This window comes from Oceanisphaera submarina (assembly GCF_046521305.1).
In the GTDB taxonomy this organism is placed as follows: Bacteria; Pseudomonadota; Gammaproteobacteria; order Enterobacterales; family Aeromonadaceae; genus Oceanimonas; species Oceanimonas submarina.
Genome location: NZ_JBKGFN010000010.1, coordinates 115,616 through 140,396, shown reverse-complemented (window position 1 = coordinate 140,396; position 24,781 = coordinate 115,616). Strand labels below are relative to the sequence as shown.

The 24,781-nt window shown below is 57.4% G+C and carries 20 protein-coding genes and 2 tRNA genes; 17 read left to right on the top strand and 5 right to left on the bottom strand.

Features of this window, described 5'->3' with window-relative positions:
* Nucleotide 1: 1 nt before the first annotated feature.
* Nucleotides 2–352: an ArsC family reductase gene (locus tag ACLEIV_RS11300; RefSeq protein WP_410456744.1), complete on the bottom strand. Its 351-nt coding sequence runs from the start codon at nt 350–352 to the stop codon at nt 2–4.
* 295 nt (nt 353–647) lie between these two features.
* On the opposite strand from ACLEIV_RS11300, the gene ACLEIV_RS11295 reads away from it, so the two are divergent.
* From ACLEIV_RS11295 to ACLEIV_RS11235, 13 genes are all read left to right on the top strand, one after another.
* Nucleotides 648–1,733 (top strand): GGDEF domain-containing protein, encoded by a 1,086-nt coding sequence (locus tag ACLEIV_RS11295; RefSeq protein WP_410456743.1) that lies wholly within the window; start codon nt 648–650, stop codon nt 1,731–1,733.
* 130 nt (nt 1,734–1,863) lie between these two features.
* The gene (locus tag ACLEIV_RS11290; RefSeq protein WP_410456742.1) at nt 1,864–3,561 is read left to right on the top strand and encodes an NAD-dependent malic enzyme; all 1,698 of its coding nucleotides are present in this window, start codon (nt 1,864–1,866) and stop codon (nt 3,559–3,561) included.
* Nucleotides 3,562–3,927: 366 nt separating this feature from the next.
* Nucleotides 3,928–5,238 (top strand): trigger factor, encoded by a 1,311-nt coding sequence (gene tig / locus ACLEIV_RS11285; RefSeq protein ID WP_410456741.1) that lies wholly within the window; start codon nt 3,928–3,930, stop codon nt 5,236–5,238.
* Between the two features lie 88 nt (nt 5,239–5,326).
* Nucleotides 5,327–5,950 (top strand): ATP-dependent Clp endopeptidase proteolytic subunit ClpP, encoded by a 624-nt coding sequence (gene clpP, locus ACLEIV_RS11280; protein ID WP_410456740.1) that lies wholly within the window; start codon nt 5,327–5,329, stop codon nt 5,948–5,950.
* An 83-nt stretch (nt 5,951–6,033) separates the two neighbouring features.
* Nucleotides 6,034–7,314 carry an ATP-dependent protease ATP-binding subunit ClpX gene (gene clpX / locus ACLEIV_RS11275; protein ID WP_410456739.1) on the top strand — a complete coding sequence of 427 codons (1,281 nt, stop codon included), beginning with the start codon at nt 6,034–6,036 and terminating at the stop codon, nt 7,312–7,314.
* 136 nt (nt 7,315–7,450) lie between these two features.
* Entirely contained in the window at nt 7,451–9,802 is a 2,352-nt protein-coding gene (gene lon, locus ACLEIV_RS11270) for an endopeptidase La (protein ID WP_410456738.1), read from the top strand.
* Nucleotides 9,803–9,997: 195 nt separating this feature from the next.
* Nucleotides 9,998–10,303, top strand: a complete 306-nt coding sequence (gene hupB / locus ACLEIV_RS11265; protein WP_268244985.1) for a nucleoid-associated protein HU-beta — start codon at nt 9,998–10,000, stop codon at nt 10,301–10,303.
* Nucleotides 10,304–10,421: 118 nt separating this feature from the next.
* On the top strand, nt 10,422–12,317 hold the full coding sequence (locus ACLEIV_RS11260) for a SurA N-terminal domain-containing protein (protein ID WP_410456737.1): 1,896 nt from the start codon (nt 10,422–10,424) through the stop codon (nt 12,315–12,317).
* A gap of 219 nt (nt 12,318–12,536) precedes the next feature.
* Nucleotides 12,537–13,178, top strand: coding sequence for a UvrY/SirA/GacA family response regulator transcription factor (gene uvrY / locus ACLEIV_RS11255; protein ID WP_204794154.1), 642 nt, complete (start codon nt 12,537–12,539; stop codon nt 13,176–13,178).
* A 6-nt stretch (nt 13,179–13,184) separates the two neighbouring features.
* Entirely contained in the window at nt 13,185–15,014 is a 1,830-nt protein-coding gene (gene uvrC, locus ACLEIV_RS11250; protein WP_410456736.1) for an excinuclease ABC subunit UvrC, read from the top strand.
* 47 nt (nt 15,015–15,061) lie between these two features.
* Nucleotides 15,062–15,610, top strand: a complete 549-nt coding sequence (pgsA, locus tag ACLEIV_RS11245; protein ID WP_410456735.1) for a CDP-diacylglycerol--glycerol-3-phosphate 3-phosphatidyltransferase — start codon at nt 15,062–15,064, stop codon at nt 15,608–15,610.
* Nucleotides 15,611–15,790: 180 nt separating this feature from the next.
* Nucleotides 15,791–15,864: transfer RNA gene (locus ACLEIV_RS11240), tRNA-Cys, on the top strand.
* Nucleotides 15,865–15,888: 24 nt separating this feature from the next.
* Nucleotides 15,889–15,975: transfer RNA gene (locus ACLEIV_RS11235), tRNA-Leu, on the top strand.
* Nucleotides 15,976–16,069: 94 nt separating this feature from the next.
* Here ACLEIV_RS11235 and ACLEIV_RS11230 read toward each other — a convergent pair.
* Nucleotides 16,070–16,606: a hypothetical protein gene (locus ACLEIV_RS11230; RefSeq protein WP_410456734.1), complete on the bottom strand. Its 537-nt coding sequence runs from the start codon at nt 16,604–16,606 to the stop codon at nt 16,070–16,072.
* Nucleotides 16,607–16,834: 228 nt separating this feature from the next.
* Here ACLEIV_RS11230 and ACLEIV_RS11225 point away from each other — a divergent pair, with 228 nt between their 5' ends.
* Nucleotides 16,835–17,482, top strand: coding sequence for a L,D-transpeptidase family protein (locus tag ACLEIV_RS11225; protein ID WP_410456733.1), 648 nt, complete (start codon nt 16,835–16,837; stop codon nt 17,480–17,482).
* Nucleotides 17,483–17,520: 38 nt separating this feature from the next.
* On the opposite strand, the gene ACLEIV_RS11220 is transcribed toward ACLEIV_RS11225, so the two are convergent.
* Nucleotides 17,521–19,254: a sigma-54-dependent Fis family transcriptional regulator gene (locus tag ACLEIV_RS11220; protein ID WP_410456770.1), complete on the bottom strand. Its 1,734-nt coding sequence runs from the start codon at nt 19,252–19,254 to the stop codon at nt 17,521–17,523.
* A 281-nt stretch (nt 19,255–19,535) separates the two neighbouring features.
* Here ACLEIV_RS11220 and exaC point away from each other — a divergent pair, with 281 nt between their 5' ends.
* The 3 genes from exaC to ACLEIV_RS11205 all read left to right on the top strand — a co-directional run bounded on the left by exaC (nt 19,536) and on the right by ACLEIV_RS11205 (nt 22,818).
* Nucleotides 19,536–21,053: an acetaldehyde dehydrogenase ExaC gene (gene exaC, locus ACLEIV_RS11215; protein ID WP_410456732.1), complete on the top strand. Its 1,518-nt coding sequence runs from the start codon at nt 19,536–19,538 to the stop codon at nt 21,051–21,053.
* A 184-nt stretch (nt 21,054–21,237) separates the two neighbouring features.
* A complete protein-coding gene (gene yiaY / locus ACLEIV_RS11210) occupies nt 21,238–22,389 on the top strand; it encodes an L-threonine dehydrogenase (protein ID WP_410456731.1) in 1,152 nt (383 codons plus the stop codon).
* Nucleotides 22,390–22,530: 141 nt separating this feature from the next.
* Complete coding sequence (locus tag ACLEIV_RS11205) at nt 22,531–22,818, top strand: encapsulin-associated ferritin-like protein (RefSeq protein WP_410456730.1); 288 nt, start codon at nt 22,531–22,533, stop codon at nt 22,816–22,818.
* Nucleotides 22,819–22,910: 92 nt separating this feature from the next.
* On the opposite strand, the gene ACLEIV_RS11200 is transcribed toward ACLEIV_RS11205, so the two are convergent.
* Entirely contained in the window at nt 22,911–23,663 is a 753-nt protein-coding gene (locus tag ACLEIV_RS11200; protein ID WP_477529388.1) for an amino acid ABC transporter ATP-binding protein, read from the bottom strand.
* A 16-nt stretch (nt 23,664–23,679) separates the two neighbouring features.
* Nucleotides 23,680–24,780, bottom strand: a complete 1,101-nt coding sequence (locus ACLEIV_RS11195; RefSeq protein ID WP_410456729.1) for an amino acid ABC transporter permease — start codon at nt 24,778–24,780, stop codon at nt 23,680–23,682.
* Between the last annotated feature and the right edge of the window lies 1 nt (nt 24,781).

Sequence of the window (24,781 nt, the reverse complement as noted above, 5' to 3'; positions counted from 1 at the left end):
ATTACTTATTAAATATGCGGGAATACAGTTCGGGTTTGAAGCCCAGGTGCAGTTCGTCGCCCAGGTCCAGCAGCGGCCGTTTGATCATCGCCGGGTGCGCCTGCAGCAGGGCGGCGGCGGTGTCCGGGCCCAGAGAAGCCTTGTCGGCATCCGGCAGGGCGCGATAGGTGGTGCCTCGCTTGTTGAGTACCTGCTCCCAGCCGAGCCGCTCCAGCCAGTGTTGCAGCTCGGTCGGATCCAGGCCGTCGCTCCTGTGATCGACGAAGCGGTAATCGATACCCTGTTGGTCCAGCCACTTGCGGGCTTTCTTGACGGTATCGCAGTTTTTGATGCCGTAGAGTCTGATGGTCAAGATGGAATCCTGTCAATGCGTGGGGGTGAATAGCTGTGGACAGAATTCTGTCACTTAAGCCCGGCACCTGCAACAGGCCGCCCGGAAACAACAAACCTCAGCCGGCTCAATGATTTTTACCCATCGGCAATATACACTGGCGCCCGGTACGGGCTTTGGGTACTGTTGACGCTTTTTGCGATTTCTGTCGCCGCCGTGATGCTGTTGCCGCACTGCCTTGACCGGCATGATCGGGGCGCGTTATTCAGTTTGCCGTTTAACTATTGCCGTTTAACAATCAAAAAAGGGGAATGGGTTGGAACTCAAGGAATACTGGAGCGATAGCTATCACTCTCGGGATTTTAAGCTCATCCGCATCGGTGTTGTCGCCGTTCGTTTTCGCTGGCTGGTGGCCTTGCTCATCATCGGCATCGCCGGCTGGATTGCCGTCGACTGGTGGGTACTGGATCCGGCGCATTTCAAGTTGCTGTGGAAGGTCCGGTTGATCACCGGCGTGATGCTGACCCCGTTGTTGCCGCTCAGTTATCTGTGCAAACTCGATCGCCGCTGGATGGTAATGTCACTCTATGCCCTGCTCGGCATTCTGCTGCTGTTCAACTTTGTCAGCCTGTGGAGCTTCCGGGACGGGGTGCCGATCCCGATAGGGTACCTGGCCTTCCCCTATTTTCTGCTGGCCTTGCTGGCGGTGCTGCCGCTGCCGATACGTTCCGGTCTGCGGGTGGCGGTGGTGATGATAGTGTCGATACTGGGCACCGATTACTGGCTGGACTCCCGTACCCTGGACAACGGCGAGTTGATCGACCGGGTCTGGCTGTTGTTGTGTTTCAGCCTGGCGATGATCTGGGTACAGGCCGGGCAGTTGCGCATGCTGCTGGACCTGTATCGGGAGTCGACCCGGGACCCTCTGACCCGGCTGCTGAACCGCCGGCTGTTCATGCGCCAGCTGGAGACGGTGCGCCACGCCAGCCGTACCGGACAGCCTTATACCCTGGTCCTGCTCGACCTCGATAAGTTCAAGCGCATCAATGACGATCATGGACACCTGATGGGCGACGAAGTACTGGTCAGCGTGGCCACCACCATCATGGATATCTTCGGTCAGGATGCCATCGTTGCCCGTTATGGTGGTGAAGAGTTCATGGTGTTGCTGCCCGAGACCCGGCTGGATCAGGCCGTGCGACAGGCCGAAACCCTGCGTCTGGCGGTGGAATCCCAGCCGGTGGACAACCCGCTGGATGAAAGTGAAGTCATGGTCACCCTCAGTGCCGGCGTGGTGGAAGGCCACCACGACAGCGCCCCCACCGACTTGCTGCGTCTGGCCGACGAGGCGTTATATGGAGCCAAAAGCCAGGGGCGTAATTGCGTGATGGCACATCGGTAGTTTATCGACGGTATAAGCACTCGCAGATGGTGGTTTGGGAAGGGGGCTTGGCTTATACTGGCCGGCGAGCCCCCTATTATTACTCAAATCATTACTTCCCTCCGGGACTATAACTTAAGCGAGATGTCTTATGCCCCAAGAGCATCATGAAAAACGTGCCCTCTATGTACCCTATGCAGGTCCGGCCCTGCTGGAAACCCCTCTGCTGAATAAAGGCGGTGCTTTCTCCAGAGAAGAGCGAATTTCGTTCAACCTTGAAGGGCTGCTGCCCCACAATATCGAGACCATCGAAGAACAAGCGTCCCGGGCATACAAACAGTACACCTCCTTTCAGAACGATCTCGACAAGCATATTTACCTGCGCAACATTCAGGATACCAACGAGACCCTGTTTTACCGCCTGGTGCAGAACCACCTGAGCAAGATGATGCCCATCATCTATACCCCGACCGTGGGCCAGGCCTGTGAAGAGTTTTCCAATATCTACCGCCGCGCACGGGGTCTGTTCATCTCTTACCCGGACCGTGACCGTATCGACGACATACTGCAGAACGCCACCAAACGTAACGTCAAGGTGATCGTGGTTACCGATGGCGAACGTATTCTGGGTCTGGGCGACCAGGGTATCGGCGGCATGGGCATTCCCATCGGCAAGCTGTCTCTGTATACCGCCTGTGGCGGTATTTCTCCGGCCTACACCCTGCCGGTAGTACTGGATGCGGGCACCAACAATCCGCAGTTGCTGAAAGATCCCATGTACATGGGCTGGCGGAACCCGCGGGTCACCGGCGAAGAATACGAAGAATTTGTAGATGCCTTTATTCAGGCGGTGAAGCGTCGCTGGCCCAACGTGCTGTTGCAGTTCGAAGACTTCGCACAGAAAAACGCCATGCCGGTGCTCAATCGTTACAAGGACGAGCTGTGCTGCTTCAACGATGACATTCAGGGCACCGCCGCCGTGACCCTGGGCTCCCTGATTGCAGCCTGTCAGGCCAGCGGCAGCAAGCTGTCCGAGAAAAAAGTGGCGTTCCTCGGCTCCGGCTCTGCCGGTTGTGGTATTGCCGAGCAAATCGTGGCGCAGATGAAGGCCGAAGGCCTGAGTGATGAAAAGGCACGCCAGCGGGTATTCATGGTCGACCGCTTTGGCCTGATCACCGACAACATGCCCAACCTGGTGGACTTCCAGCGTCCGCTGGCCCAGTCGCTAGAGCACATCAGTGACTGGCAGACCGCCGGCGAGAACATCTCGCTGCTGGAAGTGATGCAGAACGGCAAGCCCGATATCCTGATCGGCGTGTCCGGCCAGCCGGGTCTGTTCACCAAAGAGGTGATCCAGACCATGCACGCCCACTGCGAGCGGCCCATCGTGTTCCCGCTTTCCAACCCCACTTCACGAGTGGAAGCGACGCCGGAAGACATCATCAACTGGACCGACGGCCAGGCGCTGGTTGCTACCGGCAGCCCCTTCGCACCGGTGGAGCACAAGGGCAAGCTGTATGAAATTGCCCAGTGCAACAACTCCTATATCTTCCCCGGCATCGGTCTGGGCGTTCTGGCCTGTGGCGCCAAGCGGGTGACCGACGCCATGCTGATGTCCTCCAGCCGTGCCCTGGCTGCCTGTTCGCCGCTGGCGTTGAACGGAGAAGGTGCCCTGCTGCCGCCGCTGGAAGAAATCCAGGAGGTAAGCCGTCAAATAGCCAAGATGGTCGCCAAAACCGCCCAGTTGCAGGGCCAGGCGTTGCAGATTTCCGATGCGGCGCTGGATGAGGCGATAGAAGCCAACTTCTGGCAGCCGGAATACCGCAAGTATCGTCGCGTCTCTTTCTAAGTCATACGAACACCGAAGACAAGGCATGCTGCGGCATGCCTTTTTTTATCCTGTCGTGGAAGACAGCGCCATTTTGTGACGGGATTTTTATTGAAAAGCACGAGTTTGCCCCCATATTGCTTAACCTGAGCAGTAGCGACGCTCGACGCTGCAGGGATGCCCCGTTATAATGCCGCGTCTAATTTGCCGAGAAGGCGCTGTTTGTTTGCCGCGAAAGCACAATTTTGTTGTGAAAACACAGTTGTTGCGAAAATATTGTCGTCGCGAAGACAAGTGCCTTCACCAGGATTCAAGGAAGCAGCCCAGGCTGTTTTAAATCAATCACAGGGTCAGCACCAAGGTGCTGAAGAAAATTGAGGTAGAAGAATGCAAGTTTCAGTAGAAACGACTCAAGGCCTGGAGCGCCGCCTGACCATCACCGTACCCGCCGACAAGGTGGAAGGCGAAGTGAACAGCCGTCTGCGTCAGCTGGCCAAGACTCGCCGTATCGACGGCTTCCGTCCTGGCAAGGCGCCGATGACCGTTATCAAGAAAATGTTCGGTTCCTCCGTTGAAGCCGACGTGGCTGGCGAACTGATGCAGCGCAATTTCTTCGAAGCGGTGATCAGCGAGAAACTGAACCCGGCCGGCATGCCGACCATGGAGCCTTCCGCGCTGAAAGCCGGTGAAGACTTCACCTTTACCGCTATTTTCGAAGTGTATCCGGAAGTGGCCGTACAGGGTCTGGACGCCATCAGCGTCGAGAAGCCCCAGGCTGAAGTGAACGATGCCGATCTGGACAAGATGATCGAAACCCTGCGCAAGCAGCACGCCGATTGGGTTGCCGTTGAGCGCGAAGCCGGCACCGACGACCGCGTGACCATGAATTTCGTGGGTTCCGTTGACGGCGAAGAATTTGAAGGCGGCGCCGCCGAAGACTTCGTACTGGTACTGGGTTCCGGCCGCATGATCCCGGGCTTCGAAGAAGGCCTGATGGGCAAGAAAGTCGGTGACGACTTCACCCTGGAAGTGACCTTCCCCGAGGAATATCACGCCGAAAACCTGAAAGGCAAGCCGGCCCAGTTCGCCATTGCCGTGACCAAGGTTGAAGCCCAGCAACTGCCCGAGCTGACCGAAGAATTCGTACAGCGTTTCGGTATTGCCGACGGCAAGATTGACGGTCTGAAGGCCGAAGTACGCAAAAACATGGAACGCGAGCTGGCTCAGACCCTGAAAGCATCCGTGAAAGAGCAGGTTATCGACGGTCTGCTGGAGCAGAACCCGGTTGACGTTCCCAAGTCGCTGATCGACAACGAAATCGAAACCCTGCGCAAGCAGGCGCTGCAGCGCTTCGGTGGCATGGATCCCAATAACGCCCCGCAACTGCCGGCCGAGCTGTTCCAGGAACAGGCCGAGCGTCGCGTACGCGTGGGTCTGCTGCTGGGTGAAGTGATCAAAGCCAACGAGATCAAGGCCGACGACGCCAAGGTGCAGGAAATCATCGGCTCCATGTCTGCTGCCTACGAAGATCCGTCTGAAGTGGTTGCCTACTACAACGAGAACCCGGAGCTGCTGGAAAACGTGCGTAACCTGGCCATCGAAGATCAGGCTATCGAGTTCGTACTGAGCCAGGCCAAGGTGTCTGACAAGCAGGTCAGCTTTGACGACGTGATGAACAAGCCGGGCGTTGGCGCTTAAGAACCATTTGACTTAGGCATCAAGCTCTTGCGTATAATGGCCCCAGTGTGAGTGCACTTGGGCCATTTTGTTTTGGGGACAATATCTTATGTCAAATATCCATGATTCGATGACGAGCGGGCCCCTGGCTGCCCTTATTCCCATGGTGGTGGAGCAAACCGCCAAGGGTGAACGTTCCTACGATATCTATTCTCGCCTGCTGAAAGAGCGGGTGATCTTCCTGACCGGTCAGGTCGAAGACCATATGGCCAATCTTATCTGCGCCCAGCTGCTGTTTCTGGAGTCGGAAAATCCGGAGAAAGATATCTATCTGTATATCAACTCTCCGGGCGGTTCGGTGACGGCCGGCATGTCGATTTATGACACCATGCAGTTTATCAAGCCGAACGTCAGCACGGTTTGCATGGGCCAGGCCTGCTCCATGGGTGCCTTCCTGCTGGCCGGCGGTGCTGCCGGCAAGCGCTTTGTACTGCCCAACAGCCGGGTGATGATCCATCAGCCGCTGGGCGGCTTTCAGGGCCAGGCGTCGGACATCCAGATCCATGCCAAGGAAATTCTGTATATCAAAGAAAAGCTCAATCGTCTGCTGGCCGAACACACAGGTCAGGAGCTGTCGATTATCGAGCGCGATACCGACCGCGACAACTTCATGTCCGCCGAACAGGCCAAAGAATATGGTCTGGTCGACGAGGTACTGTTCAAGCGCGATTGAGCAAAGCGGGGTGGGGTGCTGTACACTCTTTAAACAAGAGGTAAGTAGGCACTCCTCAGCCTGTACGCATACGAGGTGAGTGAATGACTGACAAACGCAAGGGCGAAGGGGATGGCGGCAAGTTGCTGTACTGTTCTTTTTGCGGTAAAAGCCAACACGAAGTACGCAAGCTCATTGCCGGCCCTTCCGTCTACATTTGTGACGAATGTGTCGAGCTGTGCGAAGACATCATTCGGGAAGAGATCAAGGATATTTCGCCGAAGCGGGAAGGCGATGCCTTGCCGACGCCGCACGAAATCCGTGCCAACCTGGATGACTATGTTATCGGTCAGGATCATGCCAAGAAAGTGCTGGCGGTGGCGGTGTACAACCACTACAAGCGGTTGCACAACGTGGGCGCGACCGATGGCGTCGAGCTCGGCAAGTCCAATATTCTGCTGATCGGCCCTACCGGTTGCGGCAAGACCCTGCTGGCCGAAACCCTGGCTCGTTTGCTGGATGTGCCCTTTACCATGGCGGACGCCACCACCCTGACCGAAGCCGGTTACGTGGGGGAAGACGTCGAGAACATCATCCAGAAGCTGCTGCAGAAGTGCGACTACGATGTGGAAAAAGCCCAGCGAGGCATCGTCTATATCGATGAAATCGACAAGATTTCCCGCAAGTCCGACAATCCTTCCATCACCCGTGACGTGTCGGGTGAAGGGGTGCAGCAGGCCCTGCTGAAGCTGATTGAAGGCACTGTAGCATCGGTTCCGCCTCAGGGCGGGCGCAAGCACCCGCAGCAGGAATTTTTGCAGGTCGATACCTCCAAGATCCTGTTTATCTGTGGCGGCGCCTTTGCCGGCCTGGACAAGGTGATTGAGCAGCGTATGGACAAGGGCACCGGTATCGGTTTTGGTGCCGAGGTGAAAGCCAAGGACGATCGCTCTTCCCTGAGCGAAATCTTTACCCGGGTCGAGCCCGAGGACCTGGTCAAATACGGCCTGATCCCCGAGTTCATCGGTCGTCTGCCGGTGGTGGCCACCCTGACCGAGCTCGATGAAGATGCGCTGGTACAGATACTGTCCGAGCCCAAGAACGCGCTCACCAAGCAGTATGGCGCCCTGTTCGCGTTGGAAGACGTGGAGCTGGAGTTCCGTGATGATGCCCTGCGCGCCATTGCCAACAAGGCGATGGAACGTAAAACCGGTGCTCGTGGCCTGCGCTCCATCGTGGAAGCCGTGTTGCTCGATACCATGTACGATCTGCCGACTCAGAACGATGTCGCCAAGGTGGTGGTGGATGAAACCGTGATCAAGGGTGAATCCGCTCCGCTTCTGATTTATCAGAAAGGGGAGACTCAGGCGGCTTCCGGCGACTGAGTGCAGCATTTTTGACCGATTAAAAGGGGCTTTATGCCCCTTTTTCTGTTTTTGCGTGCCCGGTGATTGAATCTGATGATCTCGCCCCCATATACTGCCCAAGCGCTAATAATTGCATTCAAGCCGAGAGGACACTATGACCCTAGAGCGTTCCGAACGCATCGAAACCCCTGTTCTGCCTCTCCGTGACGTGGTGGTATACCCTCATATGGTGATTCCGCTGTTTGTGGGACGGGAAAAATCCATCCGCTGTCTTGAGGCAGCCATGGAGCAGGACAAGAAAGTACTGCTGATTGCACAGAAAGAGGCGGGCACCGACGATCCACAGGCCGATGACCTCTATCAGGTCGGTACCATCGCCAATGTACTGCAACTGCTGAAACTGCCCGACGGCACCGTCAAGGTGCTGGTGGAAGGCGGCCAGCGTGCCCGTATGGAGAATCTACGGGAGCAGGACGGTTACTTCGTGGCCGAGGCTCAGTACCTGGAGACCGCCGCTCTCGACGAGCGCGAGCAGGAAGTACTGGTCCGCTCGGCTATTACCCAGTTTGAAAGCTACATCAAACTCAACAAGAAGATTCCGCCCGAGGTGCTGACGTCGCTGTCTGCCATCGAAGATGCGGCGCGGCTGGCCGATACCATGGCCGCCCATATGCCGCTCAAGCTGGAAGACAAGCAGAAGGTGCTGGAAATCGCCGAGGTCGGCGAGCGACTCGAATACCTGATGGCGATGATGGAGTCGGAAATCGACGTGCTGCAGGTAGAGCGCCGCATTCGCGCCCGCGTCAAGAAGCAGATGGAAAAGAGCCAGCGCGAGTACTATCTCAACGAGCAGATGAAGGCGATTCAGAAAGAGCTGGGTGAGATGGACGAGGTGCCCGACGAATTCGAGGCGCTGCAGCAGAAAATCGAAGACGCCGGCATGACCGACGAGGCGCGGCAGAAAACCGACGCCGAGCTGGCCAAGCTAAAGATGATGTCGCCGATGTCGGCGGAAGCCACCGTGGTGCGCGGCTACATCGACTGGATGGTCGCCGTGCCCTGGAAGAAAAAATCCAAGGTGAAGAAGGATCTGGCCAAGGCGGAAGAGACCCTGAATGCGGATCACTATGGCCTGGAAAAGGTCAAGGAACGCATTATCGAGTATCTGGCGGTACAGAGCCGGACCAGCAAGCTCAAGGGACCCATTCTGTGTCTGGTAGGACCGCCCGGTGTGGGCAAGACCTCGCTCGGTCAGTCCATTGCCAAGGCCACCGGCCGTAAATACGTGCGTATGGCGCTCGGCGGCGTGCGGGACGAGGCGGAAATTCGCGGTCACCGCCGCACCTATATCGGTTCCATGCCCGGCAAGCTTATTCAGAAAATGGCCAAGGTGGGCGTACGCAATCCGCTGTTCCTGCTCGATGAAATCGACAAGATGGCGTCCGACATGCGTGGCGATCCGGCGTCGGCATTGCTGGAAGTGCTGGATCCGGAGCAGAACCACAGCTTCAACGATCACTATCTGGAAGTGGATTACGACTTGTCGGACGTGATGTTCGTGGCGACCTCCAACTCCATGCATATTCCGGGTCCGCTGCTGGATCGGATGGAAGTGATCCGGCTGTCGGGTTATACCGAAGACGAAAAACTGAACATTGCCAAGAACCACCTGCTGTCCAAGCAGATAAGTCGTAACGGTCTGAAAGAAAGCGAGATAGTGGTGGAAGATTCGGCGATTGTCGGCATCATTCGTTATTACAGCCGCGAGGCCGGGGTACGTAGCCTGGAACGGGAAATATCCAAGCTGTGCCGCAAGGCGGTGAAGGAAATACTGCTCAATAAAGACATCAAACAGGTCGTTATCCATCAGGATAATCTGAAAGATTACCTGGGCGTGCAGCGCTTCGACTACGGCAAGGCCGAAGAACACAATCAGATAGGCCAGGTGACCGGCCTGGCCTGGACCGAAGTGGGCGGCGAGCTGCTGACCATAGAGGTGGCCAATGTGCCCGGCAAGGGCAAGCTGGCCTATACCGGCTCCCTGGGCGACGTCATGAAAGAGTCGGTGCAGGCGGCGATGACGGTGGTGCGCTCCCGTGCGGACAAGTGGCGGATTAACAGCGACTTCCACGAGAAGCGCGATATTCATGTGCACGTGCCGGAAGGGGCGACCCCGAAAGACGGCCCGAGTGCGGGTGTGGCCATGTGTACCGCACTGGTATCCAGCCTGACCGGTAACCCGGTACGCGCCGATGTGGCCATGACCGGCGAGATTACCCTGCGTGGCGAAGTGCTGCCCATCGGTGGTCTTAAAGAGAAGCTGCTGGCGGCGCGCCGTGGTGGCATCAAGCGGGTACTGATCCCGAAAGAAAACGAACGGGATCTGGAAGAAATTCCGGCCAACGTCAAACAGGATCTGGAGATTCATCCGGTGCGCTGGATAGAGGAAGTACTGGAATTGGCGCTGGAACAGCCTCCGGAAGCCTTTTCTGTGGTCACAGCCTGAGCTTTTTCGCCGTAACTCATGGTTTCAGGCTTGTCAGCAGCCCTGACTCGAAGTAGCCTTGGATGAAATTATTTGGCTGGTCACCGACATGGACGATGCCGGCGGCCGGTAGAGCGGCGCTTGATAAGCCGATGAGCGCCGTTATCCAGCAATAACAATATCGAAGTTAAGCTTGTGTCAGCGGCTCACTGTCAGCTGACCAACGTAAAAACGACAAGGGGAATGACTGTGAATAAATCTCAACTGATCGACAAGATTGCCGACGGCGCTGACATCACCAAGGCTTCTGCCGGCCGTGCGCTGGACGCCTTTGTTGAGGCGGTGACCGAGTCACTGAAAGAAGGCGATCAGGTGTCTCTGGTTGGGTTTGGTACCTTTGCCGTGCGCGAGCGTGCTGCCCGTACCGGCCGTAACCCGCAAACCGGTGCTGCCATCGAAATTGCTGCCGCCAAGACACCTGCCTTCAAGGCCGGTAAAGCACTGAAAGACGCAGTCAACTAAGCGACGCTTTTATTGGACTTTTGGGTCCGGCAGGTCATGATCCGAAAGGCGCATCACAAGGTGCGCTTTTTTTTTCGGGTAAGGCGGCATTACCGTCTATCGGGAGTAACGACACCTTATGTTTTTTGACAAATTAAGAGCGGGTGCCCAGGGCACCGTTTCCAAGGTCATTCTGGTATTGATTATCTTATCTTTTGCTCTGGCCGGAGTAGGCAGCTATGTCACCCGGCCCACGGCGGAAGTGGCCGCCGTGGTGAACGGTGACGACATCAATGCCCAGGCACTGGAAAACGCCTACCGCAACGAGCGAACCCGGCTGGAAAATCAGCTGGGACCCCAGTTCAGCCAGCTGCTGGGCGACCCCCAGTATGTGGCCCAGATCCGTCGTTCGGTACTGGAACAAATGGTTGAACAGCGTCTGATCGATCAGAAGGTGCAGGAGCTGGGTCTCTATGCCAGCGACGAGCAGGTACGCAACGCCATCCGTGCCTTGCCGGAGTTTCAGCAGGACGGCCGCTTCGACAACGAACGTTACCTGCAACTGCTGGCTCGCAGCGGCATGAGTGCCGAACAGCTGCGCGACAGCGTACGCCAGGACTTGAGCCGCCAGCTGTTGCTGAATGCCCTGATTGGTTCTGGCTTCAGCCTGGAAGCAGAAGCCGGCTGGCTGGACCGGCTGAACCGTCAGCAGCGGGACGCCGAACTGGTGCGTCTGCCGCTGGCCGACTTCAGCGGCCGGGTCGAGCTGACCGATGACGAAGTTGAAGCCTACTATCAGCAACAGCCCCAGCAGTTTCAGCGTCCCGAGCAGGTGAAAGTGGACTACCTGCTGCTGGATGCCAATGCGGTTGACGCCTCCGATATCGACGAGCAGGCCATCGAGGCCGAGTACCAGGCCAACCTGACCAGTTATAGCCAGCCTGAACAGCGCAAAGTGGCTCACATCATGGTGAACAAGGGTGATGATGCCGAGCAGGAAATAAAGGCCATCAGCGAGCGTCTGGCTGCCGGCGAGTCTTTTGCGGAACTGGCCCAGGCGGAGTCGGATGACGTCTTCTCCGGTGCCCAGGGTGGCGAGCTGGAGTGGATGGAACCAGGCACTCTGGATCCGGCCTTCGACCAGGCGGCCTTTGCCCTGACCGAGGTGGGTGAGATATCCCCCGTGGTCGAGAGCGAGTTCGGCCTGCACCTGATCACCCTGCTGGATAAACGCGAGAGCAAGACCAAACCGCTGGCAGACGTGCGCGATACCATTGCCGAACGTTTGGCGCAGGAACAGGCGGCAAACGCCTTTTACGAGCAGGAACAGCGTCTGGCCGAGCTGGCCTTCGAGTTTCCCGACTCGCTGGACATGGCGGCACAGGAGCTGGGTCTGAGCACGATCTCGACCGATTATTTCTCCGCTGAGGATGCCCCGGCCGCGCTGAACGATCCGCGCGTGCTGACTCAGGCTTTCTCTGCCGATCTGCGTGAGCAGGGCATGAACTCGGAACTGATCGAGCTGGGCAGCAACAAGGCGCTGGTGATTCACGTGACCGATTACCGCCCGGCGGCGGTACGCGACTTTGACGAGGTACGCGAGCAGGCGCGGGAACTGACCCTGGCCACCAGGGCCCGCGAACTGACCGAGCAGGCTGCGGTTGAATTACAGCAGGCCTGGGCCGCCGGTGAGCAGCAAGCCTGGCTGGCACAGCATGAGCTGGCAGTGACCGAGCTGAAGGGCGTGACCCGCGAAAGCGAGCAGGATCCGGCGGTGCTGGACGCCCTGTTTGCTATGCCGGCCCCGCAAGACGAGCCGAGTCTGCACGGTTTGGCGTTGGCCGGTGGTGACCAGGTGGTGCTCAAGCTGAATGCGGTCAATACCCCGGAAGCACCCTCCGAGTTACTGGCACAAATCCGCCAGGGGCAGAGCGGTCTGCAGGGGCAGCGTGAATACCTGAGTCTGATCGGCGCGCTCAAGGCATCGGCCAAGATCGAGTATCGTCAGCCGACAATCCAGAACGACGACTTCTGATAACACTCCATATTACAAGGCGCTTCGGCGCCTTTTTCCTTTCATGCTCGCAGCATCTGTCCGGCACGCCCTTATTGCTAATATCTATTTGATTTGATAATAAAGATGGCAAATACAGATGATGGCGAATATTTTCTTTTCGTCGGCATCTTCGCTATGATGCCTAGCTTGGATAAAGTGTTATATGATAAGCATGTTAACGCAGTCGGAGAGCATCTTTTGATTAACGTATTCTTGGTTGATGACCATGAGTTAGTGCGCACAGGGATCCGACGCATATTAGAAGACGTCAAGGGAATGAAGGTGCTGGGCGAGGCCAAAAGCGGTGAAGACGCCGTGCAATGGTGTCGGGAACAGCATCCGGACGTCGTATTAATGGACATGAACATGCCGGGCATCGGCGGCCTGGAAGCCACCCGCAAGATATTGCGTTTCAACCCGGATGTTAAAATCATCGTCCTGACCATTCATACCGAAAACCCGTTTCCCACCAAGGTGATGCAGGCGGGTGCCAGCGGTTACCTGACCAAGGGGGCCGGGCCGGAAGAAATGATCAACGCCATACGCCTGGTGCACAGTGGTCAGCGTTACATTTCTCCGGAAATTGCCCAGCGCATGGCGTTGAGTCAGTTTTCCAACGAAGAAAACCCGTTCAAGCAGTTATCCGAACGAGAACTGCAGATCATGTTGATGATTACCAAGGGGCAGCGGGTCACCGATATATCCGAACAGCTTAATCTGAGCCCGAAAACAGTAAACAGTTACCGTTATCGATTGTTCAGCAAGCTGGATATTAACGGTGATGTGGAGCTGACCCATCTGGCTATCCGTTACGGCATGCTGGACGCAGAAAAGATTTAACGGCTGATGAGCCAGTCCTTTGATGCCAAGGCCTTCCTCAAGGCGGTAACGGAACACCCCGGCGTTTATCTGATGTTTGATGAAGCCGGGGTCATTATTTATGTCGGTAAAGCCAAGAATCTGAAAAAACGGCTGTCTTCCTATTTCCGCACCCATGTCAGCGGCGAGAAGACCCGATCTCTGGTGCGTCAGATCCATGATGTACAGGTTACGGTCACCCATACCGAAACCGAAGCGCTGATTCTTGAGCACAACCTGATCAAGCAGCATCTGCCTCGTTACAACGTACTGCTGCGCGATGATAAGTCCTACCCCTACATCATCATCACGGACCATCGCCATCCGCGCATCGGTCTGCACCGGGGGGCCCGCAAGAAAAAGGGTGAATACTTCGGGCCTTATCCCAACGGGGCGGCGGTACGTGAAAGCCTGCACCTGATGCAAAAACTGTTTCCGGTGCGCCAGTGTGAAGACAGCGTCTATGCCAACCGGTCTCGCCCCTGTCTGATGTATCAGCTCAAGCGCTGCGCCGGCCCCTGTGTCAGCGGCCTGGTCAGCGACGAAGAGTATGCGCACCAGCTGCAACTGGCGCGCCTGTTTCTGCAGGGCAAGAACCAGCAGGTGCTGACCAACCTGGCCGACAGCATGGAGCTGGCAAGCCAGGAGCTGCGCTTTGAAGAGGCGGCGCGGTTTCGGGATCAGCTGCAGGCGCTGCGCCGGGTACAGGAGCAGCAGTTTGTCAGTGGTAATGTGCTGGACGATCTCGATGTCATCGGACTGGCGGTATCTCGCAGCCAGGCCTGTGTGCAGGTGTTGTTTATTCGTCAGGGCAAGGTGTTGGGCAGTCGTAGTTATTTTCCCAAGATGCCGCCGGACACCGATGACGAAGAAATACTGCAGAGCTTTGTGCTGCAGTTTTATCTGGCCGGCATCGGTGGCCGGGAAGCCCCCGCCGAAATCCTGCTCGACCGCGGCCTGTCCGATGAAGAGATATTGGGCGAGACCCTGAGTCAGCATTATGGCCGCCGCATCAAATTGCGCAGTCGTACCCGTTCCGAGCGGGCACGTTTTATCAAGCTGGCCCGAACCAATGCCGAGACCGCACTGGCCAGCCGGCTGGCCCACAAAAGCACTCAGCGTCAGCGGCTGCTGCAACTGGAAGAGGTGCTGGCCTGTCCGCCAGTGACCCGCATGGAATGTTTCGATATCTCCCACACCATGGGCGAGAAAACCGTCGCCTCCTGCGTGGTGTTCAATCAGGAAGGGCCGCAGAAGAGCGAGTATCGCCGTTTCAACATCAACGGCATTACCCCCGGCGACGACTATGCCGCCATGGAGCAGGCCCTGAGCCGGCGCTTTCATCAGGCGGATATCGATAAACTGCCCGATATCCTGTTTATCGACGGCGGTCTGGGGCAACTGACCAGGGCCGAAGAGGTGATTGCCCGGGAGCTGGCCGACAGTCCGCGCCGACCGTTGTTGATAGGGGTAGCCAAGGGCGTGACCCGCAAGGCGGGGCTGGAGACGCTGATCATGGGCGGCAGCCACGACGAACGGCACCTGCCGGCAGACATGCCGGCATTGCACCTTATTCAGCATATTCGCGATGAATCACACCGTTTTGCCATTACCGGCCATCGCGCCCAGCGGGGCAAGGCACGCACCACCAGTACCCTGGAGACCATTCCCGGTGTTGGGGCCAAGCGACGACAGGCACTGCTGAAATATCTGGGCGGTATTCAGGAAGTCAAACGGGCCAGCGTGGATGAGCTGGCCAAGGTGCCGGGAATAAGCCAGGCCCTGGCAGAAAAAATTCACGATGCGTTGCATCACTGAGCCGCATCATGCACCATGTAGCGGCATGATCTTATGGCCTGAAAATAATGATAAATATTCCTAATTCTCTGACGTTTTTCCGACTGTTGCTGATCCCGGTATTCATAGTACTGTTTTATCTGCCGGTGGAAGGGGCTTACCTTTGGGCGGCAGTGGTATTTACCTTTGCCGCGATAACCGACTGGCTCGATGGTTTTCTGGCCCGCAAGCTGAAACAGAGCACCCCCTTTGGCGCCTTTCTCGACCCCGTTGCCGACAAGGTGATGGTGGCGGCCGCCCTGGTGATTATCGTCGAGGATTACAGCAGCCCGCTGGTGACCATTCCCGCCATGATCATGATAGGGCGGGAGATCATTATTTCGGCCCTGCGCGAGTGGATGGCGGAAATTGGTCAGCGCTCCCAGGTGGCGGTAAGCTGGATTGGCAAGTGGAAAACCACCATCCAGATGCTGGCGCTGATAGGCCTTATCTGGCAGCAGAGTCTGTACATGATCTGGGGCAGCTATGTACTCCTGTATATCGCCACCGGCCTGACCCTGTATTCGGCGTACGATTATCTTAAAGCCGCCTGGGGCGACCTGACCCGCTCCGCCTGAAGAGGCATTCTCTGCCCGAGCCCGAATGGGGCAGGGCAGAGAGAGATGAGAAGGCAGAATCTACGATAAAACAGGCATCTACGCATAAAAAATGTGCGAACGGAACAAAAAACACAGAATACAGTTGACTGAACGACGGCCATCATTAGAATGCAAAGTCATCTGAAAGACCCCTTTTATGGCGCGTTAGCAAAGCGGTTATGCAGCGGATTGCAAATCCGTTCAGTCCGGTTCGACTCCGGAACGCGCCTCCACTTCTTGTTCAAGAAGCATCCACTGCCCGGATGGTGAAATCGGTAGACACAAGGGATTTAAAATCCCTCGCTGGTAACAGCGTGCCGGTTCAAGTCCGGCTCCGGGCACCATATTCAACAAAAAGCCGTTCCAACAGCGAACGGCTTTTTTGTGCCCGACGTTCTTGTTGTCGGCCGATGCTCATTTTCTTTCAGAGTCAAAAAACTACCCCGCCATGCAGGCATCCAGTTGTTGGTATAACTGCCGTAATTCCCGGTATACCTGTTGGGTCGTCTGGCCGGCGGGTGCTATCGGGGTAAAGTCATGGTTGTTGAGACCCAGTGAATCTTTTCTGGCCACCCGGATCTGGCTAAAGCCGTAGGTGGTACCGTTCAGCTGGCCCAGTTCGGCCAACTGAAAACGTATCCGGTATTGGCTGGGCAGAATGCCCAGTTCTCTTTTTTCTGCCTCGATAGACCCCTGGGCGTTAAGCACGTCTGCGCCCACATAGTGAATATTATCGGGCTCTTGTGCGGGGGGCTGCATCAGCTTTCTGGCGCAGGGCTCGGCCTGGCCGGCGGCAAAGCGGGTCGAGGAGAAGAACGACAGGCTCTCCAGTCGGGATGGCTGCGCCCGGGTGACGGCCACGCCGGGTGTCTGGGCGGATACCCGTTCACCCTGGCCGAGATACGAATAAAGGGGTTCCATGCTGGTACAGCCCGTCAGCAATAGGGCCGACAGGGCGATGAAATGAGGGTTCATCCTGAACCTCCGATTGCTTCCGTCTTGTTTTAGTGTGGCGTCTGGCCTGTCGTAATACAACTTTTGGTCAGCACACCGCCGCCCCCGGAACGACATTATTTCATGGTAGCGGATTACAAGGCCCCCTGACTCGGGCTATTATTGAAATATCATTCCAGTTTGGGTTTATTATCACTTATGCGTCTTTTAACTGGATTCACTGTTTCAACCCTACTTTTGGCTACTTTAGTGAATTCAAACCCGGTCACCGCCAATGTTCACGGCACCATAGAGAATGTCGTGGCTTCTTACGGCTATCTGGCCGAGGTACGAATGAAACCTTATTTCATGCGTGCCGAGGTGACGTACCCCCCCAAAGACATAGTGTTGCTGGCCACCAAAGAAGAAAAGGCACTGGAGCTGTGGGCACGCAACGAGGGTGATTTTACCTTTATTCGCAGCTACCCCATCAGCAAGGCCAGCGGAGGCCCGGGGCCCAAGCTGCGGGAAGGGGACGAGCAGGTGCCGGAAGGCATTTATCGCATTACCCATCTTAACCCCAACAGCCTGTTTCATCTGTCGATGCGGCTGGACTACCCCAATTCCTATGATCTGATGCGGGCCGCCAAAGAAGGACGCACCAATCCGGGTGGCGACATCTACATTCATGGCAAGGCCCAGTCTACCGGCTGCCTGGCCATCGGCGATATTGCGGTAGAAGAGCTGTTTGTGCTGGTGAACACCATAGGTACCGAGCAGGCTTCGGTGGTGATAGCCCCGCATGATCCGCGTCGTCAGCCATTGGACGGTTTTGCCTCCAACCTGCCACGGTGGGCGGTGGAGCTGTATGCGGATATTTCCCGCGAGTTTGCCAAATATCCCAAAGGCGATATCTGAGTTCCCGGCCCGTCGTCATTCGCCCGGCGGCAAAGGCTTCAAGCACCCTTGAGGGCCTTGAGTCGGGCATAAATGGTGGTTCGGCTCAGGTTTAACTGTCGTGCGGCGGCGCTGACGTTGCCGTTGCAGTCCTTTAGCGTCCGCTCTATCAACCGATCGCCAAGGGATTTTAAATCCCCCGTGTTGTCGGGGACGGGGCAGTCCAGCCTCGGTAGCTCGGGTAAATGCTCCAGGCCTATCTTGTCCCCCTCGGCCAGTACCAGGGCCACCTCCAGCAGTTGCTTCAGCTGGCGGATATTGCCCGGCCAGTCGTATGCCTTCAGTGTCTGCAGTGCTGTTTCTTCCAGAACTGGCTCTCCCAGAACTGTACCGTCTTGCTGCAGCTCGTTCAGCAAGGTCTTGATCAGTCGGTTGAAATCGTCGGTGCTGTATTCTCGCAGCGGCGGCAAGGTCAGCTGAAATCCCTTGATTCGAAAGTACAGATCCTGGCGAAACCCACCTTGTTCGACCATGGCGACCAGGTCTCTGTGGCTGGCGGCAATCAGCTGAAAGTCCACCGCCTCCGGCACATGGCTGCCGAGCGGTGTCACGGTTTTTTCCTGCAATACCCTGAGCAAGCGCGTCTGAGCCGCCAGCGGCAGCTCGCCGATTTCATCCAGAAACAGGATGCCGCCATGGGCGGCACGAACATAACCGGGTCTGCCCTGTTTGTTGCCGCCGGTAAAGGCACCGGTGACATAACCGAACAGTTCGGCCTCCAGCAGTTCGGTGGGCAGGGCGCCGCAATTGACCGCCACCAGAGGGCCGTCGGCCCGTGCGCAGCTCTGGTGCAGGCGCCGCACCAGATGGTCTTTGCCGGTACCGGTTTCTCCCTGTACCAGCAGCGGTATCTGGCGGGCCATCAGCTTGAGTGCGGTCACTTCATGGGGGATGGGAGTCTCCGCCGGGGAGCAGGACGGGGTAGCTGCGATCTGCTGACGCCGGGATTGGCGGCTGAGCAACGCCATGCCCTGACCCAGCGGCGTCAGCTCCCCCTGTTTCAGCTCGCTCAACATGGAGGGAATGTCCAGCTCTTGCAGCCAGCTGCGAGCACTGCGATTGGCACCCAGCAGCTCACCATCTTCACGCAGGGCAATAATGCCGGACCAGGGTTGTTGCAGGCTGCCGGCGTCGGGGGCCAGGTTCAGGATCCAGTGGGTATCCTGCTGGTTCATCACCAGCGCATTTTCTACCGCCTGCGCCATCAGCCGGGCCGTCAGCAGCATGTCCTGGCAATGCTCGCCCTGGTCGCTGGAAATATCAATCACCCCCAGCAGCTCGCCATGGGGCGACAGCACCGGGCTGGCGCTGCAACTGATGCCATGATTGGCGGCCAGAAAATGCTGTTGCCCCAGTATGCTGATTTCCTTCCGTTCACTGAGGGCGGTGCCGATGGCATTGGTGCCCATGCTCTGTTCGTGCCAGCTGGCGCCGCTGGCCAGTGCCATTTTCTGGGCCTGGCTGCCGAAGTAAGGGTCGCCGGCGCTAAACAGTATGGTGCCCTCGGCATCGGCAAACAGCAGTCGGCAACGGCGGCCCTGCTGCAGTTGCTCGAATAACGGCAGGCTGCTGTTAAGGTAACGCAACAAGAGCGCATGCTGCTGCTTTCTTTGTCTAATATCCTGTCGGGGCAGGCAAAGGGGATCAAACCGGCTGTGTTGGCTCAAGCCATAATCCCGGCTTCGTTGCCATGAACGTTCCAGTAAATACTGATCCTGAGGCTGATGAAGCATCGTTGTCGTCGTGATCCTTGAGGTCATGGTCGCACCTGTTAAGAAACTGAACACCTGCACTGAACACCCTGTTCTCTGGATGAACATCCGGGCGACCAGCGCCACCCATGGTTGTCTCAGGTTAGCCTGCCGCTGCCGTTAATGTAACGGGTTTGTAATTTGATTTCCTTGATCTGCTACAACTGGCACCGGCCTTGCAATTTACATCTCGCAGACAAGCCCCGGGCAAGCAGTGCCCGGGGACAAGATCCGAGATCCCTTTATCAGCAAGGAGAGCCAGCATGATTTATCAGCAACCAGGCCAGGCCGGTGCCGTGGTCAACTTCAAGGCCCGCTATCAGAATTTTATTGGCGGGCAGTGGTGCGAGCCGGTGAATGGCCGCTATATGGAAAATGTGTCGCCGGTGAACGGCGCCGTATTCTGCGAGGTGCCGCGTTCCGATGCCAACGATGTGGACCTGGCGGTGCAGGCGGCGCAGAAGGCCTTTGCAACCTGGAGCAAAACCGCGGTGGCCGAGCGGGCCAATGTGATGCTGCGCATCGCCGACCGTATCGAGCAGAACATCGAGATGCTGGCGGTGGCCGAAACCTGGGATAACGGCAAGGCGGTGCGTGAAACCCTGGCCGCCGATATTCCGCTGGTGGTGGATCATTTTCGTTATTTTGCCGGTGCCATCCGGGCTCAGGAAGGCAGTGCCGCCGAGCTGAATGCCACCACCGCCGCCTACCATTTTCAGGAGCCGGTGGGCGTGGTCGGGCAGATCATTCCCTGGAATTTCCCGCTGTTGATGGCGGCCTGGAAGCTGGCGCCGGTACTGGCCTCGGGTTGCTGTACCGTGCTCAAACCGGCCGAACAGACGCCGGCCTCCATTCTGGTGCTGATGGAGCTGATCGGCGATCTGTTGCCGCCCGGGGTGATCAACGTGGTCAATGGGGTCGGCCAGGAGGCGGGGGAGGCGATACTGCGCCACCCGGGCATTGCCAAGCTGGCCTTTACCGGCTCGACCCCGGTGGGGCAGCACGTGCTGAAGGCGGCGGCGGAGCGGTTGATCCCGTCCACCGTCGAGCTGGGTGGCAAGTCGCCCAATATCTTCTTCGAAGACGTGTTGCGTTACGAGCCGGAGTTTGTCGACAAGTGCATAGAGGGCATGTTGCTCACCTTCTTCAACCAGGGGGAGGTCTGTACCTGTCCGTCCCGGGCCCTGGTGCAGGAAAGCATCTACGACGAGTTCATGGAGCGGGTACTGGTACGGGGCCGTCAGATAAAACAGGGCAACCCGCTGGACACCGAGACCCAGGTGGGTGCCCAGGCCTCTCGCGAACAGTTCGATAAGATCCTCAGCTACATGGACATTGGCCGCAACGAAGGCGCCAAAATGTTGTTGGGCGGTCAGGCCAACCCAATCAGCGGGCTGGAAAACGGTTACTACATTCAGCCGACCATTTTCCGGGGCGACAACAAGATGCGGGTCTTCCAGGAAGAAATCTTCGGCCCGGCGGTGGGGGTGACCACCTTCAGGGATGAAGCCGAGGCGCTGGCCATTGCCAACGACACCGAGTTTGGCCTGGGAGCCGGGCTCTGGACCCGGGATACCAATCGTGCCTATCGCATGGCCCGCGGCATTCAAGCCGGTCGTATCTGGATGAACTGCTATCACGCCTATCCGGCTCATGCCGCCTTCGGTGGTTACAAGAAGTCGGGTATCGGTCGCGAAACCCACAAGATGATGCTGGACCACTATCAGCTGACCAAGTGCATGCTGGTGAGTTACGACAGCAATCCGCTTGGTTTCTTCTGAATGGGGCCTGGCCATGATCCGGGATAAGTCTCCATCACCGTAAAACCGATACTCTGGCGTTCAGGCTCGGGAGTCCATCAAGATCGGGTCTGACGTTTGGATGCATATGGCACTGCCGGCAAGGTCGCTTGTTAGCAACGGTGCCTGATGATTTGTCTCTGAATTGACAAGAAGGAAGATAATAATGAGCACAGCAACTTTTTATATGCCCCCGGTCAACGTCATTGGCGCCGGTGCCGTCGATCAAGCGGTCACCGAGCTGAGTCAGTCGGGTTTTCGCCATGCCCTGATCGTCACCGACAAGCCGCTGGTAGAGCTGGGGTATGCCGGTCAGCTGCAACAGGCGCTGGCCAGATACGATATTCAGGCCAGCATCTTCGACCAGGTACAGGCCAACCCCACCACCGGTAACGTGGAAGCGGGACTGGCCCTGCTGCGACAGCAGGGCTGTGACCTGGTGATTTCATTGGGTGGCGGCTCGCCCCACGACTGTGCCAAGGGCATAGCGCTGGTGGCCAGCAACGGCGGCGATATTCGCGACTACGAGGGCGTTGACCGCTCTGCCAGGCCGCAGTTGCCGCTGGTGGCCATCAACACCACCGCCGGTACCGCCTCGGAAGTGACGCGTTTTTGCATCATCACCGACGAAAACACCCACATCAAGATGGCCATCGTCGACAAGCATGTGACGCCCATTATGTCGGTGAACGATCCCGAGCTGATGAAGAAAATGCCCAGATCACTGACCGCGGCTACCGGCATGGATGCGCTGACCCACGCGGTAGAAGCCTATGTTTCCACCGCCGCCAACCCCATTACCGACACCTGTGCCCTGAAGGCGGTGACGCTGATCAGCCAGTATCTGGCCCGGGCCGTAGCCGATGGCAATGACATGGAAGCCCGTAACCAGATGGCCTACGCCCAGTTGCTGGCGGGCATGGCCTTCAACAACGCCTCGCTCGGTTACGTGCATGCCATGGCGCACCAGCTGGGTGGTTTCTACGACTTGCCCCACGGTGTCTGTAACGCCATCCTGCTGCCGCATGTGCAGCGCTTCAACAGCAGCGTTGCCGGTGCCCGCTTGACCGATGTTGCCGCGGCCCTGGGGCAGGATGTGCAGGGACTGAGCGATGAACAGGGTGCCGCCCGTTGCATCGAGGCCATTGTGGCTCTGGCCGAGCAGGCGGGTATTCCTTCCGGCCTGGCCGGTCTGGGCGTAAAAGAAGAAGACTTCGAGACCCTGGCCCGCAACGCCATGAAGGACGCCTGTGGCCTGACCAACCCGATACAGCCAAGCTTTGAGGACGTGGTGGCCATCTTCAAGGCGGCGTATTAACGCCAGTCAGCCCCGCCATCCGGCGGGGCTTTTTCTTTCCCTTCCTCACTCCTCTGTCGGAATTTGCAAAATACCCGCGGTCTACCAGACTGAGTAACAGTCAATATTGTTATATTCTCTCGTCACTTAAGGAGTCGTAACATGTCAAACGAAGGCTACCATGAGCCCATTGACGAACTGAGCGATGAAACTCGCGATATGCACAGGGCCATTACCTCGCTGATGGAAGAGCTGGAAGCGGTAGACTGGTATAACCAAAGAGTCGATGCCTGCAAGGATCCCCAGCTGAAGGCGATTCTGGCCCACAACCGGGATGAAGAAAAAGAGCATGCCGCCATGGTACTGGAGTGGATACGGCGCCGGGATCGGGTGCTGGACAAGGAGCTGAAGGATTACCTGTTCAGTAAAGGCGATATTTGCGATCACTGAGCCGGATCAGTAAGGGATTAAACGAAAAGAGCGAGCCGGGAAACAAACATTTCCCGGCTCGCTCTTTTCGTTAATCGCACCTTTATTTCACGTTAATGCCCCAGAATCTGGCTTAAAAACAGCTTGGTGCGTTCCGATTCGGGATGATGGAAGAAGGTTTCGGGATCGTTTTCCTCGATGATTTGTCCCTCGTCCATAAAAATAACCCGGTCGGCCACGGTGCGGGCAAAGCCCATTTCGTGGGTCACACACATCATGGTCATGCCTTCTTCCGCCAGTTCGATCATCACGTCCAGCACTTCCTTGATCATCTCCGGATCCAGCGCCGAGGTAGGTTCGTCAAACAGCATGATTTCCGGATTCATGCACAGGCTGCGGGCAATGGCCACCCGTTGCTGCTGGCCACCGGACAGCTGGCCCGGATACTTCTTGGCCTGCTCCTGGATCTTGACCCGGGTCAGCAGTTTCATGGCCACTTCTTCCGCTTCTTTTTTTGGGGTTTTACGCACCCAAATCTGTGCCAGGGTACAGTTTTCCAGCACCGTCAGATGGGGGAACAGGTTGAAGTGCTGAAAGACCATGCCCACTTCCCGACGGATGGTTTCGATATGTTTGACGTCGTTGGTAAGCGGGGTGTCCCGTACTATGATGTCACCCTTCTGATGTTCTTCCAGCCGGTTTATGCAGCGGATAAGGGTCGACTTGCCCGAGCCCGAGGGGCCACAAATGACAATACGCTCACCCTTGGCAACGGTCAGATCGATATCGCGCAGCACATGAAAGTCGCCATACCATTTGTTGACGCCGCGCAGGGTGACCATGGCTTCCTTGTTTTGTGTTTCCATTCTTCCACTCCAATAACTAGCGTTTCTTGTGGCCGGTATGCAGCTTGCGCTCCAGGTGTTGGCTGTATTTGGACATGCCATAGCAGAATACCCAGAACACCAGTGCCGCAAACACATAGCCTTCGGTGGCATAACCCAGCCAGTTAGGATCGGCCAGACCGGCCTGTACGATGGCCAGCAGGTCGAACAGACCGATGATCAGCACCAGACTGGTGTCCTTGAACAGGGCGATAAAGGTGTTGACGATGCCCGGTATCATCATCTTGAGTGCCTGGGGCAGTACGATCAGCAGCATGGTCTTGCCGTAGTTCAGGCCCAGTGCCGAGGCCGCCTCGCTCTGGCCCTTGGGAATGGCCTGCAGACCGCCCCGTACCACTTCCGCCATATAGGCGGACTGAAAGAAGATAATGCCGATCATGGCCCGGATCAGCTTGTCGAGAGACAGCTCTTCGGGCACGAACAGTGGCAGCATGACCGACGACATGAACAGCACTGTGATCAGCGGTACCCCGCGCCAGAACTCGATAAAGACCACCGACAGGCTGCGTACAATGGGCATCTGCGAACGTCGTCCCAGGGCCAGCAGGGTGCCGATGGGCAGGGCCGCGATAATGCCGACGATGGCCAGGATCAGCGTCAGCGTGAGGCCGCCCCACTGATGAGTGGGCACCACCGTCAGCCCAAACCAGCCACCATAGAGCAGCATGTAGGCGATGAAGGGATACACCAGCACCATGAAGGGGGCCAGCCACATCTTGGCAGGCATGCGGGGCAGGGCCAGCCACAACAGCTGCAGCACGAACAGCACAAAGGTCAGGTTGATACGCCAGATTTCATCCGAGGGATAAAAGCCGTAGGTGAACTGTTGCAGCCGGTTGGCGATAAACACCCAGCAGGCACCGCCACTGACACAGGCATCCCGACTGCTGCCGACCCAGTCTGCCCTGATAAAGGCCCAGTCGATAATGGGCACCAGCAGCAGATATAGCCCATAAAGCCCGACCAGCGTGAATATGCTGTTGATTGGGCCGGAAAACAGCCGGGTGCGCAGCCAGCCGACCAGCCCGGTACTGGCCAGGGGGGCTGCTCGTTGCGGCGTGAGGGTATCTTTGAACATA